Source organism: Pseudomonas reactans (assembly GCF_013387025.1).
In the GTDB taxonomy this organism is placed as follows: domain Bacteria; phylum Pseudomonadota; class Gammaproteobacteria; order Pseudomonadales; family Pseudomonadaceae; genus Aquipseudomonas; species Aquipseudomonas reactans.
Map to the genome: position 1 here is coordinate 229,117 of NZ_JACAQP010000001.1, position 21,021 is coordinate 250,137.

Annotated in this window: 20 protein-coding genes; 9 read left to right on the top strand and 11 right to left on the bottom strand. The window is 62.2% G+C overall.

The window, feature by feature from the left end:
• Window positions 1-24 precede the first annotated feature (24 nt).
• From HX793_RS01025 to HX793_RS01045, 5 genes are read right to left on the bottom strand one after another with little or no spacing between them, the layout of a single operon-like run.
• Window positions 25-813: a fimbrial biogenesis chaperone gene (locus tag HX793_RS01025; RefSeq protein WP_177050737.1), complete on the bottom strand. Its 789-nt coding sequence runs from the start codon at window positions 811-813 to the stop codon at window positions 25-27.
• 25 nt (window positions 814-838) lie between these two features.
• The gene (locus HX793_RS01030; protein WP_177060598.1) at window positions 839-1,327 is read right to left on the bottom strand and encodes a Csu type fimbrial protein; all 489 of its coding nucleotides are present in this window, start codon (window positions 1,325-1,327) and stop codon (window positions 839-841) included.
• Between the two features lie 2 nt (window positions 1,328-1,329).
• Window positions 1,330-1,872, bottom strand: coding sequence for a Csu type fimbrial protein (locus HX793_RS01035; RefSeq protein WP_025999725.1), 543 nt, complete (start codon window positions 1,870-1,872; stop codon window positions 1,330-1,332).
• A gap of 18 nt (window positions 1,873-1,890) precedes the next feature.
• Window positions 1,891-2,433 (bottom strand): Csu type fimbrial protein, encoded by a 543-nt coding sequence (locus HX793_RS01040; RefSeq protein WP_016976140.1) that lies wholly within the window; start codon window positions 2,431-2,433, stop codon window positions 1,891-1,893.
• On the bottom strand, window positions 2,427-2,924 hold the full coding sequence (locus tag HX793_RS01045) for a Csu type fimbrial protein (RefSeq protein WP_438810831.1): 498 nt from the start codon (window positions 2,922-2,924) through the stop codon (window positions 2,427-2,429). Before HX793_RS01045 ends, HX793_RS01040 begins: the two co-directional genes overlap by 7 nt.
• Window positions 2,925-3,138: 214 nt before the next feature.
• On the opposite strand from HX793_RS01045, the gene zapE reads away from it, so the two are divergent.
• Together zapE and HX793_RS01055 are read left to right on the top strand one after the other, a co-directional pair.
• Complete coding sequence (gene zapE / locus HX793_RS01050; RefSeq protein ID WP_177060603.1) at window positions 3,139-4,233, top strand: cell division protein ZapE; 1,095 nt, start codon at window positions 3,139-3,141, stop codon at window positions 4,231-4,233.
• A gap of 39 nt (window positions 4,234-4,272) precedes the next feature.
• Complete coding sequence (locus HX793_RS01055; protein WP_177094263.1) at window positions 4,273-5,562, top strand: protein kinase; 1,290 nt, start codon at window positions 4,273-4,275, stop codon at window positions 5,560-5,562.
• A 115-nt stretch (window positions 5,563-5,677) separates the two neighbouring features.
• On the opposite strand, the gene HX793_RS01060 is transcribed toward HX793_RS01055, so the two are convergent.
• On the bottom strand, window positions 5,678-6,385 hold the full coding sequence (locus tag HX793_RS01060; RefSeq protein WP_016976136.1) for a YebC/PmpR family DNA-binding transcriptional regulator: 708 nt from the start codon (window positions 6,383-6,385) through the stop codon (window positions 5,678-5,680).
• Window positions 6,386-6,484: 99 nt separating this feature from the next.
• A complete protein-coding gene (locus tag HX793_RS01065) occupies window positions 6,485-7,342 on the bottom strand; it encodes a LysR substrate-binding domain-containing protein (RefSeq protein ID WP_177004389.1) in 858 nt (285 codons plus the stop codon).
• A 110-nt stretch (window positions 7,343-7,452) separates the two neighbouring features.
• Here HX793_RS01065 and HX793_RS01070 point away from each other — a divergent pair, with 110 nt between their 5' ends.
• The 3 genes from HX793_RS01070 to HX793_RS01080 all read left to right on the top strand — a co-directional run bounded on the left by HX793_RS01070 (window position 7,453) and on the right by HX793_RS01080 (window position 10,106).
• Entirely contained in the window at window positions 7,453-8,574 is a 1,122-nt protein-coding gene (locus HX793_RS01070; protein ID WP_177050741.1) for a 2-aminoethylphosphonate--pyruvate transaminase, read from the top strand.
• Window positions 8,571-9,398: a phosphonoacetaldehyde hydrolase gene (phnX, locus tag HX793_RS01075; protein ID WP_177060606.1), complete on the top strand. Its 828-nt coding sequence runs from the start codon at window positions 8,571-8,573 to the stop codon at window positions 9,396-9,398. The genes HX793_RS01070 and phnX overlap by 4 nt, the downstream gene beginning before the upstream one ends.
• Window positions 9,399-9,512: 114 nt before the next feature.
• Window positions 9,513-10,106, top strand: a complete 594-nt coding sequence (locus HX793_RS01080; protein ID WP_177050743.1) for a cytochrome b — start codon at window positions 9,513-9,515, stop codon at window positions 10,104-10,106.
• A 44-nt stretch (window positions 10,107-10,150) separates the two neighbouring features.
• Here the strand turns inward: HX793_RS01080 and HX793_RS01085 are convergent, their stop codons facing one another.
• Both HX793_RS01085 and HX793_RS01090 read right to left on the bottom strand, forming a co-directional pair.
• Window positions 10,151-11,035 carry a 1-aminocyclopropane-1-carboxylate deaminase/D-cysteine desulfhydrase gene (locus HX793_RS01085; RefSeq protein WP_177050744.1) on the bottom strand — a complete coding sequence of 295 codons (885 nt, stop codon included), beginning with the start codon at window positions 11,033-11,035 and terminating at the stop codon, window positions 10,151-10,153.
• 57 nt (window positions 11,036-11,092) lie between these two features.
• Window positions 11,093-13,132 carry an NADPH-dependent 2,4-dienoyl-CoA reductase gene (locus HX793_RS01090; protein ID WP_177050746.1) on the bottom strand — a complete coding sequence of 680 codons (2,040 nt, stop codon included), beginning with the start codon at window positions 13,130-13,132 and terminating at the stop codon, window positions 11,093-11,095.
• Between the two features lie 211 nt (window positions 13,133-13,343).
• On the opposite strand from HX793_RS01090, the gene HX793_RS01095 reads away from it, so the two are divergent.
• From HX793_RS01095 to HX793_RS01105, 3 genes are all read left to right on the top strand, one after another.
• On the top strand, window positions 13,344-14,474 hold the full coding sequence (locus HX793_RS01095; protein WP_016978029.1) for a carbon-nitrogen hydrolase family protein: 1,131 nt from the start codon (window positions 13,344-13,346) through the stop codon (window positions 14,472-14,474).
• The gene (locus tag HX793_RS01100) at window positions 14,471-15,499 is read left to right on the top strand and encodes an AraC family transcriptional regulator (protein ID WP_177050748.1); all 1,029 of its coding nucleotides are present in this window, start codon (window positions 14,471-14,473) and stop codon (window positions 15,497-15,499) included. Before HX793_RS01095 ends, HX793_RS01100 begins: the two co-directional genes overlap by 4 nt.
• Before the next feature lie 333 nt (window positions 15,500-15,832).
• Window positions 15,833-16,849 carry a transketolase-like TK C-terminal-containing protein gene (locus HX793_RS01105; protein ID WP_177060609.1) on the top strand — a complete coding sequence of 339 codons (1,017 nt, stop codon included), beginning with the start codon at window positions 15,833-15,835 and terminating at the stop codon, window positions 16,847-16,849.
• Window positions 16,850-16,878: 29 nt separating this feature from the next.
• Here HX793_RS01105 and HX793_RS01110 read toward each other — a convergent pair whose 3' ends face one another.
• Window positions 16,879-17,349, bottom strand: a complete 471-nt coding sequence (locus HX793_RS01110; protein WP_016978026.1) for a MarR family winged helix-turn-helix transcriptional regulator — start codon at window positions 17,347-17,349, stop codon at window positions 16,879-16,881.
• Window positions 17,350-17,495: 146 nt separating this feature from the next.
• Here HX793_RS01110 and aceE point away from each other — a divergent pair, with 146 nt between their 5' ends.
• Window positions 17,496-20,156, top strand: coding sequence for a pyruvate dehydrogenase (acetyl-transferring), homodimeric type (gene aceE / locus HX793_RS01115; protein ID WP_177094231.1), 2,661 nt, complete (start codon window positions 17,496-17,498; stop codon window positions 20,154-20,156).
• Between the two features lies 1 nt (window position 20,157).
• On the opposite strand, the gene HX793_RS01120 is transcribed toward aceE, so the two are convergent.
• Complete coding sequence (locus HX793_RS01120) at window positions 20,158-20,940, bottom strand: DUF2242 domain-containing protein (protein WP_095016800.1); 783 nt, start codon at window positions 20,938-20,940, stop codon at window positions 20,158-20,160.
• Window positions 20,941-21,021: the final 81 nt, after the last annotated feature.

Below are 21,021 nucleotides of genomic sequence, written 5' to 3' on the forward strand. Positions count from 1 at the left end.
AGCGTCCCGCCCCGCTACACTCGGTTACCGCTGCGGCGCCAGGTTCTCCAACTGTTGCGCACCGTTGACCCTGACTTGCAGGGGCTGGTCAGCCGACAGCCCATCCGGCACCGGCCAGCGCATGGTCGCGCCCGGCAACACGTAGCCCAACAGGCCGTCCACCAGCGGTTTGGTCTGCCCGCCCTGTTTGAATGAAGCATCGGTGAGGCGCGCATGCACGGCACCCTGGTTACGCACCTCGATATAGTTGCGCCCCGCCACCGTGACCTTGTGCCAACTCAAGTCCGGCTTGCCGGCGCCCTTGGGGTCGCGCTGGCGCGTGCTGTCTTCCTTGCTCCACAGGCCCGCGCCATAGGCAAACAGCGGCACCGAGTAGCGCATCTGGAAGCGAATCGCCGCTGCGGTGTTCTTGCCTTCCGGCGGCGTCGGCACCTGCAAGGGCGAAGGGATTTCATCGATGATGATGCGGTAGGCCAACTCTTGCCCTGGTGGCACTTCGCGGGTGCGGGTCAGGCGTACCAGTTGTTTTTGCCCTGGCTCGATTCGCGCCACCGGCGGGCTGCCGATCACATCGCGCTGGTTCTGGTATTGCTCGTCAAAGCCGCTCTGGCTCCACGCGAACACACGAATCTGCAGGCTTGCGGTTTCGCTCCCACGGTTTTCCAACCACAGTGCGCTGGCCTGTTGATCAGCCTCCAGCACCGGGTCGATAGGCCAGATCAGCACCGAACTGGCCGCCTGCACAAACCCCGCCGTGCACACCGCACTCAAGGCAATACCCGCGGCCCACAGCCGCCGGGAAGGTAAACGCATAACCCCACTCCTTATACCGATAGCCTTACCACGTCAGCTGCACCTGCAGCGTGTCGCTGTATGTCCCCCCAGGCTGATTGCCCGGCAATTGCACCCGCCCGTAAATGGGCAGGTTGATGTTATTGGCATCGCTGTAAACCACATTGACGCTCTGGCCAATCCCCAGGCTTTGGCTGAATGCCGCATCCCGAAACAGTTGGTAAGCCACCCGCGCGCTGCCGCTGTTGAGCTGCAGATTGCGCCCGGTGCCGCTATGCAGGCCGCCGTCGACGCTCATGCTCAGCGTCACCCCCGGCGTGCATTGCAAGGTGACGCCCCCGGTCAGCGCCGCCGTGACCGTGCTGGTGGCCAGGGCCGAATAACTGCCGTAGGTCAGCGCGCCGTAATTGGAGCCCCCGCCCACAATCAGGCAACCCGGTGTGATGGTCGCGCTCACCTGGAAGCTCTGGCTGGTCACCGCCGACAACGGCAGCGGCACCGCCAACCCACAGGCCAGCAACGCTCTGAGCCACATCGCTAGAACGTCAGTTCCACGGCCACGGTGTCGGTGTAGGTGCCGGCTGGCAGCCCCGCCTTGCCCACCGCCCGACCGTAGAGGTTGACGGTCTGCGCAACGCCGGTACTGGTGGCGAGGGTGATCACGCCGTCGATTGCCAGCAGCGCGGAGTGACCGCTGTCGGTGTAGAAGTCGTAGGGCACGAAGTTGCCCGCACCGTCGGCCAATGCACGGCTGCCACCCGGGGACGCGCCATCATGGGCACCGGCGCGCACCTTGACCGCTGGCGTAGTGCCGCTGGAACACAGGATCGATAACGCGCCACCGGTGCCAGTACCGCCGAGCAACTGGGCATCGGCGTTGGTGAACAGGCTGTTGGTGGTGCCGAAGTTCAAGCTACCGAAGTTCAGCCCGGTCGCCGCGCCGGAACCGTTGACCTGGCAACTGGCGATCAATATCAGGCTGGAGGTGATCTGCCCGGTGACCGTGGTTGCCGCATTGAGGTTGGAGGCCATCGCCAGCCCCAGCGCACAAGCGCCTAATCGCGAAACAAGTACATGCATGATGTTCATCCTCTTGAGTTACCAGTCCAGTGTCACCGTCAACGTGTCGGTGTAGATCCCTGCCGGTAAGGCACTGGTATTTGCCACCACGGAGCCAAACACCGGGATCGGTATCTGGGTGCCCTTGGCTACGACAAAATTGCGTTGCTGGCCGATACTGTAGGTGCTGCGGCCTTGCGGGTCGGCGGACAGCCGATACGGAATCATCTGACGCCCGTTGCTCAAGCGCCGCGTAGTGCCATCACCATTGGCGCCGCCGTCGATGGTCACGGTAAAACTCGACACCGAAGGGTTGCACGACACCGCCAGCGGCGCCTTTTCGCCGTCGGTGACGCCTGCGCCCAGCGTGTTGTTCCAGGTCGGGCCCTGGCTGCCGAAGTCGAGCAGCGCCGTGCCGCCCGTGGGGTTGACCGGCGCGCTCTCGACGCCTTTGCTCACTTCACAACTGGCGGTGATCACCAGTCGCGCCTGGATAAACCCGGTGGCGACAGCCGCCTGCACGTCATCCGCCAGCACCAGCAGGCCGCCCATGGCCACAACGGCCAGATAGCGGCTTACCATGTGACCGTGACCTTCAGCAGGTCTGTGTAGCGGCCGACGGCGGGGATGTCCTTGAGCGGCTCGATGCGGCCATACAGCGGCAGATCAACGAAGCCTGCGTCCGGCACGCGACCACTGATCGGCACATCCACCGGCAACGGCACGCGCCGCGCGGCGTCGGCATAAATGCGATAGGGAATGGGTTTGATCGAAGGGGTGGCGCTGAGGTAGCGCACTTCACCGGTGCCGCCATGCAGCCCGCCATCCACGCGCACCTGATACGGCGTGTCGGGGTTGCACTCCAGGCGCGGCTGGCGTTGGCTGATCAGTGCCGCACTCAGGGGCCCGGCCGGGTCATCCAGACGCGCGCCGCTGCCAAAATCCAGTACGCCAAGTTGCTCGATGCCAGCACTGCGGGTGGTGCCCACCAACTGGCAGCCCCGCTGCACGTCGATACGCACCTCAACCTGGAGTTGTGCACCGAAAGCCGTGCTGCCGAGCATCGCGCCCATGACTGCCAATACTGCTCGTCCCTTCACTGCCCCAAATCCTTGTACAGGGGTGACTGCTCTGTAGGAGGTTAGTCACTCAACGAGAAACTGCCAGTCTGGGCAGCTTTGCAAGCGTGACATGCCGTTTCGAGATAGCGGCAGCGCCCTTCTCTATTGGTCAAAACGCAGCCGTCGCCCTAAAGTGAGCGACCACTGAAATACAGAGTGACTCGCATTGGCCGCGCTTTCCCTGATCCGTCGCCTGCTCGGCAAGAAAACCGACGCCCCTGACGCCTCGCCTATACCCGCGTTCTTCCAGCAAAAAGCCGAGCAACAGGGATATACCCTCAGCGCCGGCCAAACCCGCGCCATCGCGGCGTTGGCCCGAGAAACCCAGCACCTGCTCGCCGGCCAGCCCACTCGCAGCCTGTACCTGTACGGGCCAGTGGGGCGCGGCAAAAGCTGGTTGCTGGACGGTTTTTTCCAAGCGTTGCCGATTACCGAGAAGCAGCGCGTGCATTTCCATGACTTTTTCGCGCGCCTGCATCGCGGCATGTTCACGCATCGTGAACAGGACGATGCCCTGGCCGTGACCCTCGACGAACTGCTGACGGACTGCCGGGTGTTGTGTTTCGACGAGTTTCACGTCCACGACATCGGCGACGCGATGCTGATCACGCGGCTGTTCAAAGCCCTGTTCCAACGCGGTGTGCTGGTGCTGGTGACGTCCAATTATGCGCCACAGGGGCTGCTGCCCAACCCGCTGTACCACGAGCGTTTCAAGCCGGTGATCGACCTGATCGATGCGCGCATGGAGGTGCTGGAAGTCAGTTCGCCCCAGGATTTTCGCAGCCTGCCCCAGGCCCAAAGCGCACAACGCTTTACCAGCGGTCAGTACGTTTGGCCGGGGACTGCGCGCCAGCGCGAAGCCTTGGGTCTTCCCGCTGCCGACTGCCCGCCACAGCCCCTGGCCGTCGGCAATCGGACGTTGATCTGCCGTCACCGCGCAGGCCGCTCCATCGCCTTCACCTTCAGCGATCTTTGCGAGCAGTTGACCGCAGTCATGGACTACCTGCTGCTGTGCCAGGACTACGACCACTGGGTCATCGACGGCCTGCCTCAACTGGCGGACTGCCCAATCGCCGTGCAGCAACGTTTTATCAACCTGGTGGACGTGCTCTACGACCGGGACAAGCACCTGATCCTGATCGGCGCGCAGCCCCTCGCCATTGCCCTGGGCGGCCAGGCCATCGACCTGGCCCGCACCGCCAGCCGTCTGGGACAATTGCAACAGGCTGACCCGCAACCGGCACCCGACCCGGTATCATGAGCGCCATTGATGCCCCTTTTTCGAGTGACCACCCCGTTCATGCATACCCTCGCCCAACTCAAGGCCGGCCAACTGGCCGGTATCACGCGCCTGGACCTGTCCTGCGGGCTGACCGAATTCCCCCGGGAAATCTTCGAACTGGCCGACTCCCTGGAGATCCTCAACCTCAGCGGCAACGCCCTGAACAGCCTGCCCGACGACCTGCACCGGCTGCCCCACCTGCGCGTGCTGTTCTGCTCGGACAACCGGTTCACCGAGCTGCCGGCTTGCTTGGGCCAATGCGCCAAACTGAGCATGATCGGCTTCAAGGCCAACCAGATCAGCCACGTGCCCGCCGCCGCGCTGCCGCCGTTGTTGCGCTGGTTGATCCTGACCGATAACCGGATCAGCCAGTTGCCCGACGAACTGGGCAAGCGATCGCTCCTGCAAAAGCTGATGCTGGCCGGCAACCAACTGGCGCACCTGCCAGAAAGCCTAGCCAACTGCCATAACCTCGAATTGCTGCGCATCGCCTCCAACCGCTTCACCCAGCTGCCGGAATGGCTACTGGCACTGCCAAGCCTGACTTGGCTGGCCTATGCCGGTAACCCGGTGGAAATGGCGGTGGAGGTGGCGGGTGATGACGCTACGCCAAACATTCCCTGGCCAGAGCTGGAACTGGCCGAAGTCCTTGGCGAAGGCGCTTCCGGCATTATCCGCAAGGCCCTGTGGAAACCGTCAGGCCAGCCCGTCGCGGTCAAACTCTACAAAGGCACCATCACCAGCGATGGCTCGCCGCTGCACGAAATGCAGGCCTGCATCGCTGCCGGGCTGCACCCCAACCTGATCAAGGTAGAGGGCCGCGTGGTCGGCCACCCGGATGACCAGGCCGCACTGGTCATGGACCTGATCGATCCGAGCTACCGCAACCTCGCGGCCCTGCCGAGCCTGGCGTCGTGCACCCGCGACGTCTATGAACCGGATACCCGCTTCAGCCTTGAAGTGGCGCTGCGCATGGCGCGGGGCATCGCTTCGGTCGCCGCGCACCTGCACCGGCACGGCATCACTCACGGTGACCTGTATGGCCACAATATCCTGTGGAATGCAGCCGGCGACTGCTTGCTGGGGGATTTTGGCGCGGCATCGTTCCATGCAACAGCGGATAGCGTGGAAACCAGGGCGTTGCAGCGGATTGAAGTGCGGGCGTTTGGGATTTTGCTGGGGGAGTTGTTGGAGCGGGTTGAAGGGGAAACGGACGAATTGAAAGCGCTGCAGATAATGTGCTGTCAGCCTGATGTCTTGGCACGCCCGGGGTTCAAGGAAATCGAAGCACTGCTGAAAAAGGGCTGAAACCCAATCTTAATGTGGGAGCTGGCTTGCCTGCGATAGCGGTATATCAGTCACTGAAAAGTGAATGACACGACCTCATCGCAGGCAAGCCAGCTCCCACATTTTCTATCGCGTTTTAGCCAGCCAACCCGACAAACATATCCTGCACGTCATCATGGTTGTCCAAGCCTTCGAGGAAGGCTTCAACCTCAGCCATCTGCTCGTCGCTCAAACCGCTCACCGGGTTCTTCGAGAGGTAACCCAGCTTGGCCGACAGCACGGTGAAACCCTGCTCCGGCAAGGCTTTCTGTACGGCATCGAGGTCGGTGGTCTCGGTGATGAACAGGGTGGTTCCCTCTTCTTCACCCTCTTCGAAATCCTGGGCGCCGGCTTCGATAGCGGCCATTTCCGGATCGGCGTCCGGGCTGTCCGGCGAGGCTTCGATCAGGCCGACGTGGTTGAAGTCCCAGGCCACGGAACCGGAAGCGCCCAGTTGGCCCTTGCGGAAGGCCACGCGGATTTCCGCCACGGTGCGATTGATGTTGTCGGTCACGCACTCGACGATCAGCGGCACCTGGTGCGGCGCGAAGCCTTCGTAGGTGACGCGATGGTATTGCACGGTTTCGCCGAGCAGACCGGCGCCTTTCTTGATGGCGCGGTCCAGGGTTTCCTTGGGCATCGAGGCCTTTTTGGCCTGTTCCACCACCAGACGCAGGTGGGCGTTGGTGGAGGTGTCGGCGCCGTTGCGGGCGGCGATGGTGATTTCTTTCACCAGCTTGCCGAAAATCTTGCCCTTGGCATTGGCTGCCGCTTCTTTATGTTTGACTTTCCACTGTGCGCCCATGACTCACTCTCTTCTGTCCATCGCGCCCAAACGTCTACTGGCCGGCGCTTTGGGGGCAGAGTTTATAGCGCAAAAACGCAACGTTCCACCAAAAAACCGTCAGGGCGCCAACTCGAAAAACGCCTGAATCAGGCGCAGCGAGCGGCGCCGCTCCATGCAGCCGAGCATGTGCCGGTTCACCAGCCCATCGCCCTGGATCGGTACGGCACGCACGCGCGGGTCCGGGCTGACCTCCATCGACGAGACCACGCCCACGCCCAACTCAGCGGCCACGGCTTCGGTCACCGCCTCCCGGCTGTCCAGTTCCAGCAGCACCTTGGGCTGTACACCGGCAGCCTGGCAGGCGTCATCGAACGTACGCCGGGTGATGGAACTCGGCTCGCGCAGCACCATGATCACCTCATTGAGTTGCTCCAGGCGGATCCCCTTGGGCAGCGCCGCCCACGGGTGACTGGCCGGCACCAGCGCGCAAATCCGTGATTCGCTCAGAGGCTGCAGGTGCAGGCCATTGCGTGGCTCCACCTCCGTCAGCACTGCGACATCCGCATGCTCGGACAACAATGCCGCCAAGGTTTCCTGGGCGTTGCCCAGGCGCAGGTTCACGGTGATGCCGGGGTAGCGCGCACGCAAGCTGGCGATCATCGGCATCACTAGGTGCGGGCCGTCGGCTGCGACTTCCAGGCGCCCGATGAGCAATTGGCGGTTGGCCTCCAGCATCGTCTGCGCTTCGTCCACCAGGCCGAAGATGGCCCGGGTGATCGCCGCCAACCGCGCGCCCTCCTCCGTCAATTCCACGCGCCTGGCGGTGCGGCGCAGCAGCGGAATCTGGTAGTGCTCTTCCAGTGCCTTGATATGCCCGGTCACCGCCGGCTGGCTGATGAACAACCGCGCCGCCGCACGGGTAAAACTGCCCTCGCGGGCCACGGCATCGAATGCACGCAGTTGAAACAGGTTCATAGCTATCGGCCTCACTGATAGCTCGCATAACAACAAACAATTTGATTGATGACAAGCCAAACTGCAATTTAGGCGCCGTAGATTCATCCGATGCTTCGCGAGGACTTGTAATGACGACGCCCATCCTGCTCACGCCCGGCCCGCTGACCACCTCCGCCCGCACCCGCCAGGCCATGATGGTGGACTGGGGTTCATGGGACGACCGCTTCAACCAGCTCACCGCCAGCGTCTGTGAGCAGTTGCTGGCAATCATCGACGGCGCGGCCAGCCACCATTGCGTACCGTTGCAAGGCAGCGGCACCTTCGCCGTCGAAGCTGCCATCGGCACCCTGGTGCCGCGCAACGGCAAGGTGTTGGTACTGATCAACGGTGCCTACGGCAAGCGCCTGGCGAAAATCTGTGAAGTGTTGGGCCGCGAGTTCAGCACCTTTGAAACCGCCGAAGACCAACCCACTACCCCTGCCGATGTGGACCGTCTGCTGCAAGCCGACCCGGCCATCACGCACGTCGCGCTGATCCATTGCGAAACCAGCACCGGCATCCTCAACCCGCTGGCCGAGATCGCCCAGGTCGTGAAAACCCACGGCAAGCGCCTGATCATCGATGCCATGAGTTCCTTTGGTGCGTTGCCGATCGATGCCCGCGCAGTGCCTTTCGACGCGTTGATCGCCGCGTCAGGCAAGTGCCTGGAAGGCGTGCCGGGGATGGGTTTTGTCTTCACCGATAAACAGGCACTGGCTGCGGCCCAAGGCAATTGCCACTCCCTGGCGATGGACCTCTTCGACCAGCACGCCTACATGGCCAAGACCGGCCAATGGCGTTTCACCCCGCCGACCCACGTGGTGGCGGCCCTGCACGAAGCGCTGCTGCAATACGCCGAGGAAGGCGGCTTGCCCGCCCGTCATCAACGCTATGCACGCAACTGCCAGGCACTGCTCGACGGCATGGCCGAACTGGGCCTGCGCAGCTTCCTGCCGGCGCAAATCCAGGCGCCGATCATCGTCACCTTCCACGCCCCACACGACCCGCGCTACCAGTTCAAGGACTTCTACGAACGGGTCAAGGCCAAGGGCTTCATCCTGTATCCGGGCAAGTTGACCCAGGTTGAAACCTTCCGCGTGGGCTGCATCGGGCATGTGGATGCAGCCGACATGCACGCCGCTGTCACCGCCATCGCCGACGTACTGCACGCCATGGGCATCACCCTTACTTCTTCCGGAGCACACGCATGAACTATCAGAACCCCAACACCCTGCAAGCGGTGATCCTCGACTGGGCCGGCACCGTGGTCGACTTCGGCTCCTTCGCACCGACGCAGATCTTTGTCGAGGCCTTTGCCGAGTTCGACGTGCAAGTCTCCATCGAAGAAGCCCGTGGCCCGATGGGCATGGGCAAGTGGGACCACATCCGCACCCTTTGCGACCAACCGCAGGTCGCCGAGCGCTACCGCAAGGCCTTTGGCCGCACGCCCACCGATGACGACGTAACTGCCATCTACCAGCGCTTCATGCCCTTGCAGATCGAGAAGATCGCCGAACACTCGGCGCTGATTCCTGGCGCCCTCGACACCATCGCCCGGTTGCGTGTGCAAGGCATCAAGATCGGTTCCTGCTCCGGCTACCCCAAGCAAGTCATGGATAAAGTCGTCGCCCTGGCCGCCACCAACGGCTATATCGCCGACCACGTGGTCGCCACCGACGAAGTGCCCAACGGTCGCCCCTGGCCGGCCCAGGCCCTGGCCAACGTGATCGCGCTGGGTATCGATGATGTGGCGGCGTGTGTGAAGGTCGACGACACCGTGCCGGGTATCCTCGAAGGCCGTCGCGCCGGCATGTGGACCGTGGCCCTGACCTGCTCCGGCAATGCGCTGGGCCTGACCTACGAACAGTTCCGCAGCTTGGATGCCGCGACCCTGGCCAGCGAGCGCAAGCGCATCGAGGCAATGTTCGAAGGCTCGCGCCCGCACTACCTGATCGACACGATCAATGACCTGCCTGCGGTCATCAGCGACATCAACGCACGCCTGGCCCGCGTGGAAATGCCGCAGAGCCACTGACCGAGGTCAAAACCACGGCACTTACGCCAGGCAAACCGCTCAAAACCGGCATACAGTTAAAGGACTCCATCACCAAAGAATGGAGGTTTGCCCTGATGAGTGAGGAAACCAGCGATGCCGTGGAAAAACTCCGATACACGTTACAGCACCATGTCGATCGCGTTGCACTGGTTGATGGTGGTGCTGCTGGCGGTGGTCTACGCCTGCATTGAATTACGCGGCCAGTTTCCCAAAGGCAGCGGTGCGCGAACGTTGATCGTCGAGATGCACTTTATGTTCGGCCTCACCGTGTTTGTACTGGTGTGGCTGCGGTTGTTCGCACGCAGCCTGGGGGTGGCGCCGAAGATCGTGCCGGCACCGCCGCAATGGCAGAGCCTGTTGGCGACCCTGATGCACGTCGCGCTCTACGCGTTGATGATCGGCATGCCGATTGCCGGTTGGCTGATCGTCAGTGCCGAGGGGCATTCGGTGATGTTCTACGGCATGGAATTGCCGCCGTTGATTGGCGAGAACAAGGCCTTGGCCAAGGAGATCGAAGGCTGGCATGTGTGGTTCGGCAAAGTCGGTTATTGGCTGATCGGTCTGCATGCACTGGCGGGGATTGCCCACCATTACATCCTGCGGGACAACACGGCGTTACGCATGATGCCAGGTGGGAGCGGGCTTGCTCGCGAAGGCGGCGTATCAGTCAATAAATATGTCGACTGACACATCGCATTCGCGAGCAAGCCCGCTCCCACAGTGGATTTGCGCTAGGCTGCAAAGCCTCGGCTGCCCTGAAGGCCGCCGGTGTGAACGAAGATCAGGCGAGTGCCGGGGGTGAAGCGCCCGGCCTCGATCTGTTGCTTCAATGCGAGTAAGGCCTTGCCGGTGTAGAGCGGCTCCAAGGGTAAGCCGCAGGCTTGTTGCGTGGCGTCGATGAAGTCGAGCAGCACCGGGTCGACTTTGGCGAAGCCACCTCGGCTGGCGTCCAGCAGTTTATAGCCGCCCTGCACAAGGGCGTCGACGTTCTGTGCCACGCCGTGGTCATCCGGCACCGCCATTGCGCCATACACCGGGTGCGCTCCCGCTTCTGCCAACACCAATCCGGCCAAGGTCGTCCCTGTACCCGCCGCCAACCACCACGCGTCGTAATCCGCCCAGCCCAGCGTGGGTAACTGCGCGCGAGCCTGCTCGACCAGCACACCACAGCCTATGGCACCGGCAAGCCCGCCACCGCCTTCGGGCACGGGATGGAGATCGGGATATTGCTCGCGCCACGGCAGCCAGAAATCCGGCTCATGCCGCGCACGATAGCCACCATACCCCAGCCAGTGCAGCTGCATGCCGAAGGCTTTCAGGTCTTGGATTGTGGGGTTGTCTTGAGGATGCCCACGCAGCAGGCCAACCGTAGGAAAACCGAAGCGTTTCCCCGCCGCCGCCAACGCGTGCAAATGGTTGGAATACGCACCGCCCAGGCTGATGATGCCGCGAGCGTTCTGCGCCTGCGCCAAGTGCCCGGTGAGCTTGAACCACTTGTTGCCGCTGATCAGCGGGTCGATGCGGTCCAGGCGCAACACGGCCAGCTCGACACCTTTCAGCCAATCCAGGCGCAAAGGTTCAAGCGGTGCGTGGGGCAGCCAATCGTAGGGACCCATCGGAGGACATCTGCATGAAAAACGAGGCGGTAGTCTAACACCGCCCCGCTTCGGGTCTTACAGCTCGGCCGCGAGGCGCGAGCCCTGGTTGATGGCGCGCTTGGCGTCCAGCTCGGCCGCCACATCGGCGCCGCCGATCAGGTGCACGTTCTGGCCGGCCGCGACCAGGCCATCCTGCAATTCGCGCAACGGGTCCTGGCCGGCGCAGATGACGATGTTGTCCACCGCCAGCACCTGGGGTTCGCCCTCGGCACCTATGCGGATGTGCAGGCCTTCATCGTCGATCTTCAGGTATTCGACGCTGTTGAGCATCTGCACCTGTTTGTTCTTCAAGCCAGTACGGTGGATCCAGCCGGTGGTCTTGCCCAGGCCATCGCCGACCTTGGAGGTCTTGCGCTGCAGCAGGAACACGTCACGCGCTGGGGCATGCACCTGGGCCTTGATCCCAGCCACACCGCCACGGGCTTGCAGCTGGGTGTCGATGCCCCACTCCTTCCAGAACGCTTCGCGGTCAAGGCTGGTGGACACGCCCTGGTGCACGAGGAATTCCGACACGTCAAAACCGATACCGCCCGCGCCGATCACCGCAACGCGCTTGCCCACGGGCTTACGTTCCAGGATCACGTCCAGGTAGCTCAGCACCTTGGCGTTGTCGACGCCTGGAATCGCCGGAGTACGCGGCGCAATGCCGGTGGCGAGGATGATCTCGTCGTAACCGCCTGCCGTGAGTTGCGCCACATCGACGCGGGTGTCGAGGCACAGCTCGACGTGGGTGGTCTGCAATTTGCGTTTGAAGTAGCGCAGGGTTTCGACGAACTCTTCCTTGCCCGGCACACGCTTGGCAATGTTGAACTGGCCGCCGATTTCGCTGGCGGAATCGAACAGGGTCACTTGATGCCCGCGCTCTGCCGCCACCGTGGCAGCCGCCAGGCCCGCAGGACCGGCGCCCACCACAGCGATCTTCTTGATCTGTTTGACCGGCAGGTAATTGAGTTCAGTCTCGTAGCACGCCCGTGGGTTGACCAGGCAGGTGGTCAACTTGCCGCCGAAGGTGTGGTCCAGGCACGCCTGGTTGCAGCCGATGCAGGTGTTGATCTCATCGGCACGCCCGGCGGCCGCCTTGTTGACGAAGTCCGGGTCGGCCAGGAATGGCCGCGCCATGGAGACCATGTCGGCATCGCCTTCGGCGAGGATTTGCTCGGCGATTTCCGGGGTGTTGATACGGTTGGTGGTGATCAGCGGAATCTGCACCGCACCGCGCAGCTTGGCGGTGACTTTGCTGAATGCGCCACGGGGCACCTTGGTAGCAATGGTCGGGATACGCGCTTCATGCCAGCCGATCCCGGTGTTGATGATCGTCGCGCCGGCACCTTCGATGGCCTTGGCCAGTTGTACGATTTCTTCCCAGGTGCTGCCGCCTTCCACCAAGTCGAGCATCGACAGGCGGAAGATGATGATGAAGTTCGGACCCACGGCCTCGCGCACACGGCGCACGATTTCCACGGCCAGGCGCATACGGTTTTCGTAGCTGCCGCCCCAGCGGTCGGTACGGTGGTTGGTGTGAGCGGCGAGGAATTGGTTAATGAAATAACCTTCGGAGCCCATGATTTCCACGCCGTCGTACTCGGCGACCTGGGCCAGCAGCGAGCAGGTGACGAAATCCTGGATCTGCTTTTCGATGCCCTCTTCGTCCAGTTCCTTGGGTTTGAACGGGTTGATCGGCGCCTGGATCGCACTCGGTGCTACCTGCTTGGGGCTGTAGGCATACCGGCCAGCGTGGAGGATCTGCATGCAGATCTTGCCGCCGGCTTCGTGCACGGCCTGGGTCACGATCTTGTGTTTCTGCGCTTCTTCGTCAGTGGTCAGCTTGGCCGCACCGGCATACACACCGCCCTCGTCATTCGGCCCAATGCCGCCAGTGACCATCAAGCCCACGCCGCCACGGGCGCGCTCGGCAAAGTAAGCCGCCATGCGCTCGAAACCGCCGGGCTTTTCTTCCAGGCCGGTGTGCATCGAGCCCATCAGGGTACGGTTGCGCAAGGTGGTAAAACCCAGGTCCAACGGGGCCAGCAGGTGCGGGTAGGCAGCAGCGGTCATGGTCAAGCTCCACAACGGATCATCACGGGACGTGGAAGGCTCGAATGGCCTGCCATCGGTTTATGTCCCACAGACTAAGAGGCGGTGGACGACGGCTCAATGACTGAAACTGACAAGTTATTGATCCAAATGCGCAGCGGCCCTTGGCAAGCCCGTCCATGGGCCCTACCCTAGTCGCGAACCCTGCACACGGTCTGTTGTCTGTTCCCCCATGCGTAAACTTCTAGCTTTTACTGTCACCATGGCCCTGGTTGCCGCCGTCGCCGCGTATCTGGTCTGGACCCAGGAGCGCCCCGTGGCGCATTACCTGTCGGACCTGCGCATCACCCTCGCCGTCAATGAAGGCCTGCCAGCCGACCGTGGCAACTTGCTGGGCATCCAGCCGGAGCTGTTCCCGGCCGACTACCAGAGCCTTGAACGCCTGCACTTGAAGCTCGCGGCCTACCTGCAAAAAGCGCGGGACCAGGGGCTGATCAACGACAAGACCATCGTGGTACTGCCCGAGCATATCGGCACCTGGCTGATGCTCACCGGCGAGAAAAACGAGGTGTACCAGGCCCTACACGCCAAAGATGCGATGAATTGGATGTCAGTGAGCAACCCACTGCTGTTCGCCCGCGCCTGGATCAGCGCCACTGGCGACAACCGCACCGATGACGCCTACCTGCGCATGAAAGCCGACGGCATGGCACGGGACTACCAAGTGCTGTTCGGCGGCCTGGCCAAGGAGTTCGGCGTGACGTTGGTCGCCGGTTCCATCACCCTGCCCAACCCGAGTGTCAGCCAGGGCCAACTGCGCGTCGGCCATGGCGCCTTGTACAACGCCAGCGTGGTGTTTGCCGCCGATGGTTTGCCGATCGGCGATCCGCAGCGCCAGCTCTACCCGATCTACGATGAGCGCGGCTTTATCGAACCGGGTGACGAAAATGTCGTCAGCGTGGTCGACACTCCGGCTGGCCGCTTGGGCGTACTGGTGGGCAGCGACAGCTGGTACCCGGACAACTACCGCAAACTCAACGAACAAGGCGCGCAATTGATCGCGGTGCCGGCTTTTGTGCTGGGTCGTGATACCTGGGACCGCCCTTGGCGCGGCTTCAAAAGCGTGTCGACCCCGACCGAAATCAGCCTCAAGCCCGAAGAACTCAGTGAGGGCGAAGCCTGGCGTCGGCTTACGCTGATCAGCCAGCAACCCATCAGCCAGGCCAGCGCCGGCATGAGCGTGTTCCTGCGCGGGCAATTCTGGGACCTGGGCACTGCCGGGCACAGCTTTCTCAGCAGCAACGGGCAAATCAACGCCGATGGCGAAGCCCGTGGCGCGCGCCTGTTGAATATCTGGCTGTGAAGCCCGTACGGCTGGGGGATTTGTCGGTGGGCTTCGTGCACGCCCTGGCCGACGCCGTCCACAGTCACGGCCTGGACCCGCAGCCACTGTTGCTGCAATACGGCCTCGACCCGGCGCGCCTGGCTGAGGCCGGTGCACGGTTGTCGATCCCGCGCTATATGCGTCTTGGTCATGCGGCCATCCAACTCACCGGCGACCCGGGTTTGGGTCTGCGCATGGGCCAGCTCAGCCGCCTGAGCCAAGGCGGACTGGCGGGCGTCACCGCCGCCCAGGCCCCCAACGTGCGCGAAGCGGCGCGGGTACTCACCCGCTTCGAAGCGCTGTACGGCTCCAATTATCGCGGGCAGTCGAGCTTTGTCGAAGATGCTGAAGGCGCCTGGCTGCGCTTCTATTCCATCAGCCCCTACAACGCCTACAACCGCTTTGTGGTGGACTCGATCATCGCCGGCTGGCTGCATCAACTGTCGAGCCTGACCCAGCAGCCGGTGCAGGCACAACGCATCGACATCGAATTTGAAGCGCCGGAATACAGCGATCAGTACAGCGTGCTGGGAGACATCCACTTCGGCGCCGAGGCCAACCAATTACGCCTCAACCAGCAGACCCTGGCCCTGCGCAATCCACAGCATTGCCCCAGCACCTGGAACCTGTTGTTACAACTGTGTGAGCGAGAGTTGGAGCAATTGACCCGCACCCGCAGCCTGCGCGAGCGCATTACCCGGTTGCTCGGGCCGATGCTCAATGGCGGCCGGGAACCCGACCTGGAAGAAGTGGCGGCACGCTTGAAGCTGCCTACCTGGACGCTGCGCCGCAAACTGGCCGACGAAGGCACTCAGTTCCGCGCAATTCTCAACGACACCCGCCGCGACCTGGCCATGACCTACATCCGCGATACGGAACTGGCGTTCGGCGAGATCGCCTACTTGCTCGGTTTTGCCTCGGCCCAGGCGTTTCAACGGGCCTTCAGGCGGTGGAACAACCAGACCCCAGGGGAATTTCGCCGCAGTCAGCGGCATTCCGCCTGAAGTCGGTGTTACAGCTCTGTAGCGTCGTCAGCCGGTTCCAGCGGGTCCAACTCGATCGCGTGGTACTCCAGCAGTTCTTCCTGGTAATCGTCCATGGTGGACTCCTTCTTGAGTTAAGTGTGGCTGCAGATAAATGACCTGCATCACCAGCCTAAAGTGCCGTCATGACGAAAAAATGTCGGAGTCATGACGTTCCTGCACTTAGGGATTAAACGTAGCAGCGTTACCGGGATTTAGCACCGGGGCTATGAGGAACTATTGAAATGATTGCAATTGCAATCAAATACAAATTTCCTTTAGGGTAATGGCATTCGTCGCCAGGTGACTCTCCCGATGTCCGCCACTACTGCTCACGCCGCGCAACTCTGTATCGATGCATTGAACACCACCGCCACCGTCGACAGCTCACCGCTGTATACCGTGATGAGCATGGCCAACACCCTGGAATTCAGCCGACAGGCCTGGGTGATTCGCGGCCAGTCACTTTCCCGGCGTGTGGGTAACTGGCCCAGTTGGTTTGCACGCAACACTGCCGAAAAACCCTTGCTGTACCTGCACAGCGCGCACTCGTCGGCGCAGTTGAGTGCGTTGTCGGACGCCACACAACAGCGCGGCATCCTGTGCAACGACATTGAAAACCAACCCTCCCGGTGGCCCAAGGGCGCGCAGCCTTCCCTGCCGTTATGGCTCGCCACCCACCCGCGCTGCACGCCGTATGACCCGGCCTCCGGCGAGGAAGCCCGAGCGATTGTGCTGGCGGCGTTGCGTAGCCTGTATGTCGACGGCAAACCCGGGTTCTATTACCTGGCCCTGCATGATCATGAAAGCGCGGCGCCCCTGAGTGAACCGGACCGAAAAGCCGCGCTCAAGGGCATGTACCGACTCCATCCTGACACCCCTGCGGATGTGCGACTGCTCGGCGCAGGCCGGGCGCTTGAAGAGGTGCTGCAGGCCAAACAGCTGTTGGAACAGGACTGGGACATCACCGCGCAACTGTGGAGCTGCCCCAGCTACACACGACTGGCGCGTGAGGCTGCAGTGGCTGAACGCTGGAATCGCCTGCACCCCGGGGGGCCCAAGCGCAGCTGCCACCTGCGCGATTGCCTGGCCGGGAATGCAGCGCCAGTGATTGCAGTGACCGGCTATCCGCAAGCGATTGTCGATCAGTTAGCGGCGCACGTGGATGCACGCTTTGTGGCGCTGGGCGCGGGGTCGGTGCAGGCGGCGGCGCCGAGTCGGTATTGGATCGTAGTATCGGCGCTCAGGGCATTAGCGGATGAAGGGCGGATCGACGCACGGCAGGTGCAGGCCGCGATGAATCGCTATGCAATGGACCGAGCTGGACTGTAGGAGCCGGCAAGCCGGCTCCTACAAGGTTCTTAAGTTTTGCGGCGGCTGCGGGTCTGGACGCCCGCGTCCATCGCCAGCCCGGCGGTGCGCTCCAGTGCGTCGGCAAAGCACTGGCGCTGCTCGGGCTCGATCTGTGACAGGAACAACTCATCCACCGTGCTCTCGTAGATCTTCCACATCTTTTTACGCAGCACCCGACCGGCCTCGGTGATTGAGGCGAACGCCGCCCGGCCGTCGCCGTCGGAGCGCGAACGTACCACCAGGCCGTCTTTTTCCAGACGATCGACCAGGCGCGTGAGGTTGTAGCGTTCGATGGCCAGCACATCAGCCAATTCGTGCATGCGGCGAGTGCCGTCGGGGCCGCTTTCCAAGCCCCACAGAGCGTCATACCAGGCATACGGCGGCAGGTCCGCCTCGGCCAGGCGACGCTCGATTTCACGGATGACTGTCCTGTGGGCCCTGACAAAACGGAACCATACATCAGGCTCTTTCGACGACATGCAACACCATCCGGGACATTTCAAGAAGGTTGCAATAGTAGCTCATCTCGCGCTAGATTCGGTCATGTAGTTGCAATTGCAATTACTTTAGCCGGTACTCCCACAAGGAGCCCGCCACTTGAAATCCGCCTACCCTGGAGCCTCATATGACCCCGAACAACGCAGTCAGACGCGACGATGATCCACAGGAAACCCGCGAATGGCTCGAGTCCATCGAATCGGTGCTGTCCACCGAAGGCCGCCCGCGCGCGCACTACCTGATCGATCAGTTGCTGGATTTCGACGTGGCGCGGCATGGCGACTTCTACGGGCGGGTGACCACCCCTTACGTCAACACCCTCCCGGTGGACCGGCAACTGCCCTACCCCGGCAACCTGGCAATAGAACGTCGCATCAACGCCTATATCCGCTGGAATGCCATGGCGATGGTGCTCCGCGCAGGTAAACACTCTGGTGTCGGCGGGCATATTGCGACCTATGCGTCAGCCGCGGTGCTGTATGACGTAGGCTTCGATCACTTCTTCCGTGGGCGTACCGATACCTTTGACGGCGACCTGGTGTACATCCAGGGCCACTCCTCCCCCGGCATCTATGGCCGCGCCTACCTGGAAGGCCGCATCAGCGAAACGCAACTCGACAACTTCCGTCGCGAGTCCGGTGGCGAGGGCATCTCATCCTACCCGCACCCACGACTGATGCCGGACTTCTGGCAATTTCCCACCGTGTCCATGGGGCTCGGGCCCATCACCGCCGCTTACCAGGCGCGTTTTATGCGCTACCTGGAATTGCGTGGCCTCAAGCAACACCAGGGGCGCAAGGTCTGGGCCTTTCTCGGTGATGGCGAAATGGACCAACCGGAATCACTGGCGGCCATCTCCCTGGCCGGACGCGAGAAACTCGACAACCTGATCTTCGTGGTCAACTGCAACCTGCAACGCCTGGACGGCCCCGTGCGCGGCAATGCCAAGGTGATCCAAGAGTTTGAAAGCCTGTACCGCGCCGCCGGCTGGAACGTGATCAAAGTGATCTGGGGCGGTGGTTGGGATGCGCTCTTGGACAAAGACACGACCGGGCTGCTGCGCCAACGCATGATGGAATGCGTGGATGGCGACTATCAGAACTACAAATCACAGAACGGCGCTTACGTACGCGAACATTTCTTTGGCAAATACCCGGAATTACTCGCGTTGGTTGCAGATATGTCCGACGACGAAATATGGAAACTCTCACGAGGCGGGCACGACCCGGACAAGGTCTACAACGCCTACGCCGCTGCCGTACGCCACACTGGCCAGCCCACGGTAATCCTGGCAAAAACCGTCAAGGGTTTTGGCATGGGTGAAGCCGGTGAAGGCCAGAACATCAACCACCAGCTCAAGAAGATGGGCGCAGAGGCTGTAAGAGCTTTCCGCGACCGCTTCGGCCTGAAAGTGGCCGACGACCAGCTTGCCGACATTCCGTACATCAAACCCGCGGCTGACAGCGAGGAAGCCCGCTACTTCGCTGCACGCCGCCAGGCCTTGGGCGGCTATGTACCGGCACGACACAGTGCGGTCGAATCGTTGCAAATCCCTGAGCTGAGCGCCTTTACTACCCAGCTCAAGGACACGGGCGAGCGCTCGATCTCCACCACCATGGCCTTTGTGCGTATCCTCGGCACCCTGCTCAAAGATCCACAGCTGGGCAAACTGATCGTGCCCATCGTGCCAGATGAGTCACGCACCTTTGGGATGGAAAGTCTGTTCCGTCAGATCGGTATCCACTCCGCCGTGGGCCAGCTCTATACCCCACAGGATGCAGGGCAACTGAGCTACTACAAGGAAAGCAAAGACGGGCAGATCATGCAGGAAGGCCTGAATGAGTCCGGCGCCATTTCCTCCTGGATTGCGGCCAGTACGTCCTACAGCAACCACGGCCTGATGACGGTGCCGTTCTATATTTTCTATTCGATGTTCGGCTTCCAGCGGGTCGGCGACCTCGCCTGGGCGGCAGGCGATGCGCGTGCGCGTGGCTTCCTGCTGGGCGCTACGGCCGGACGCACCACGCTGATGGGTGAAGGCTTGCAGCACGACGATGGGCACAGTCATATCCTGTCGTCGGTTATCCCGTGCTGCGTGTCCTACGACCCGACGTTTGCCTACGAGTTGGCAGTGATCATTCACGAGGGCATGCGGCGCATGTATGTGCAACAGGAGGACATCTACTACTACATCACCCTGCTCAACGAAAACTACCCGCACCCGGCAATGCCAGAAGGGGTGGAAGACGGCATTCTCAAGGGGATGTACCGGCTGAGTGGAAGCAACCAGGCGCAGGTGCAACTGATGGGCAGTGGCTCAATCCTGCGCGAGGTGATGGCTGCGGCTGACCTGCTGGAAAAGGACTTCGGCGTGCGCAGCAATGTATGGAGCGCAACCAGCCTCACCGAATTGCGCCGTGAAGGGCATGAGGTGGAGCGCTGGAACCTGCTACACCCGGATAGCGACCCACGAATGAGCTATGTGGAGCAATGCCTCGCCGGGCAAGCCGGGCCGGTGGTGGCGGCGACCGACTACATGAAGCTCTTCGCCGATCAGATCCGCGCCTTCATTCCCGGTCGGCGTTTTGTAGCGCTGGGCACGGACGGCTTCGGGCAATCGGATACGCGTGAAACCCTGCGGGCGTTCTTTGAAGTGGACCGGCACTTCATCGTACTCGCGACCTTGAAGGCATTGGCGGATGACGGCGTGATGGGGCGTGAAAAAGTCAGTGAAGCCATCAGCCGCTACGGGATCAACGTCGACAAGGCGAATCCCGTAGCAGTCTGAGTTACTGCGCAGGCGTCGGCAGCGGCGGAATGGCTTCTGTCGGCGGTGGCAGCTCGGGATTGGTTGGCGCAGGTGCAGGCTCGGCCTGCGGTGCAATCGGCGCAATCGGCGCAGCCTCGACGGGAGGCGCCACCGGCTGTGACACCGTGGGCTCTTCCTTCGGCGGCTCGACCTTCTCGGCGACGGGCGCGGCTTTAGGTTCCGGCACGCCAAGCTCAGCCTTGGGCTTCTCAGGAATGTTCTCGGCCTTCTTTACCTCTTGCGGCAGGAACACATCCACCAGCGCAAAGTAACGCTCGTAGAACTTCGGCGCGGACACGGTCTCGCTCGCCACTTTCACCATGGAGTCATCGGTGGAGCCGATCGGCATCGACACCGAACCCAGCACACCCACACCCAGGCTCGCGGAGTTGTTGACCTTCTTCAGCGCGTAGCGATCCTGCAAGGCGTTGGCGAACATCGTCGAATGGTTGGTGCCTTTGCCATCATCGGCACACACCACGTTGAAGCTGATCTGCAGGTGGGTCTCGCCGGTCTGCTGGAAGCTCTTGTTACCCACGACCAGTTTCGGATCGCTGCTGGTGATGATGTAGCCCTGGCTCAGCAAGGCGCGCCGCGCGGCTTCGCACGCCGCGACGTCAGTGACCGGGTAATCACGGGAAAACGTACCGGAGTCGTCGAAATTTTCATGTTCATAAATGGCGGTCTTGGGTGACGAGCAGCCCGCGGCGCCCGCCAGCACCAGCGCCAGCCCGAGGCTACGCAAGTGAAATGATGTCGACATTGAAAATCCTGAGGAAAACGGTCCGGGCGGTATTGTGCAACAGAACACGGCCTTGGCGCGCGCATTCCTGTCGGTAAAACG

Excerpts from the sequence above, each read along its gene's own strand:
- phnX (WP_177060606.1), top strand. The coding sequence starts at position 8,571 with ATGAACTATCAGAACCCCAACACCCTGCAAGCGGTGATCCTCGACTGG.
- HX793_RS01095 (WP_016978029.1), top strand. The coding sequence starts at position 13,344 with ATGCGTAAACTTCTAGCTTTTACTGTCACCATGGCCCTGGTTGCCGCC.
- HX793_RS01045 (WP_438810831.1), bottom strand. The coding sequence starts at position 2,924 with ATGGGCGCGATGCTCGGCAGCACGGCTTTCGGTGCACAACTCCAGGTT.
- HX793_RS01105 (WP_177060609.1), top strand. The coding sequence starts at position 15,833 with ATGTCCGCCACTACTGCTCACGCCGCGCAACTCTGTATCGATGCATTG.
- HX793_RS01070 (WP_177050741.1), top strand. The coding sequence starts at position 7,453 with ATGACGACGCCCATCCTGCTCACGCCCGGCCCGCTGACCACCTCCGCC.
- HX793_RS01060 (WP_016976136.1), bottom strand. The coding sequence starts at position 6,385 with ATGGGCGCACAGTGGAAAGTCAAACATAAAGAAGCGGCAGCCAATGCC.
- HX793_RS01065 (WP_177004389.1), bottom strand. The coding sequence starts at position 7,342 with ATGAACCTGTTTCAACTGCGTGCATTCGATGCCGTGGCCCGCGAGGGC.
- HX793_RS01120 (WP_095016800.1), bottom strand. The coding sequence starts at position 20,940 with ATGTCGACATCATTTCACTTGCGTAGCCTCGGGCTGGCGCTGGTGCTG.
- HX793_RS01035 (WP_025999725.1), bottom strand. The coding sequence starts at position 1,872 with ATGCATGTACTTGTTTCGCGATTAGGCGCTTGTGCGCTGGGGCTGGCG.
- HX793_RS01085 (WP_177050744.1), bottom strand. The coding sequence starts at position 11,035 with ATGGGTCCCTACGATTGGCTGCCCCACGCACCGCTTGAACCTTTGCGC.
- HX793_RS01040 (WP_016976140.1), bottom strand. The coding sequence starts at position 2,433 with ATGGTAAGCCGCTATCTGGCCGTTGTGGCCATGGGCGGCCTGCTGGTG.
- HX793_RS01090 (WP_177050746.1), bottom strand. The coding sequence starts at position 13,132 with ATGACCGCTGCTGCCTACCCGCACCTGCTGGCCCCGTTGGACCTGGGT.
- HX793_RS01055 (WP_177094263.1), top strand. The coding sequence starts at position 4,273 with ATGCATACCCTCGCCCAACTCAAGGCCGGCCAACTGGCCGGTATCACG.
- HX793_RS01030 (WP_177060598.1), bottom strand. The coding sequence starts at position 1,327 with ATGTGGCTCAGAGCGTTGCTGGCCTGTGGGTTGGCGGTGCCGCTGCCG.
- HX793_RS01025 (WP_177050737.1), bottom strand. The coding sequence starts at position 813 with ATGCGTTTACCTTCCCGGCGGCTGTGGGCCGCGGGTATTGCCTTGAGT.
- aceE (WP_177094231.1), top strand. The coding sequence starts at position 17,496 with ATGACCCCGAACAACGCAGTCAGACGCGACGATGATCCACAGGAAACC.
- HX793_RS01080 (WP_177050743.1), top strand. The coding sequence starts at position 9,513 with ATGCCGTGGAAAAACTCCGATACACGTTACAGCACCATGTCGATCGCG.
- HX793_RS01110 (WP_016978026.1), bottom strand. The coding sequence starts at position 17,349 with ATGTCGTCGAAAGAGCCTGATGTATGGTTCCGTTTTGTCAGGGCCCAC.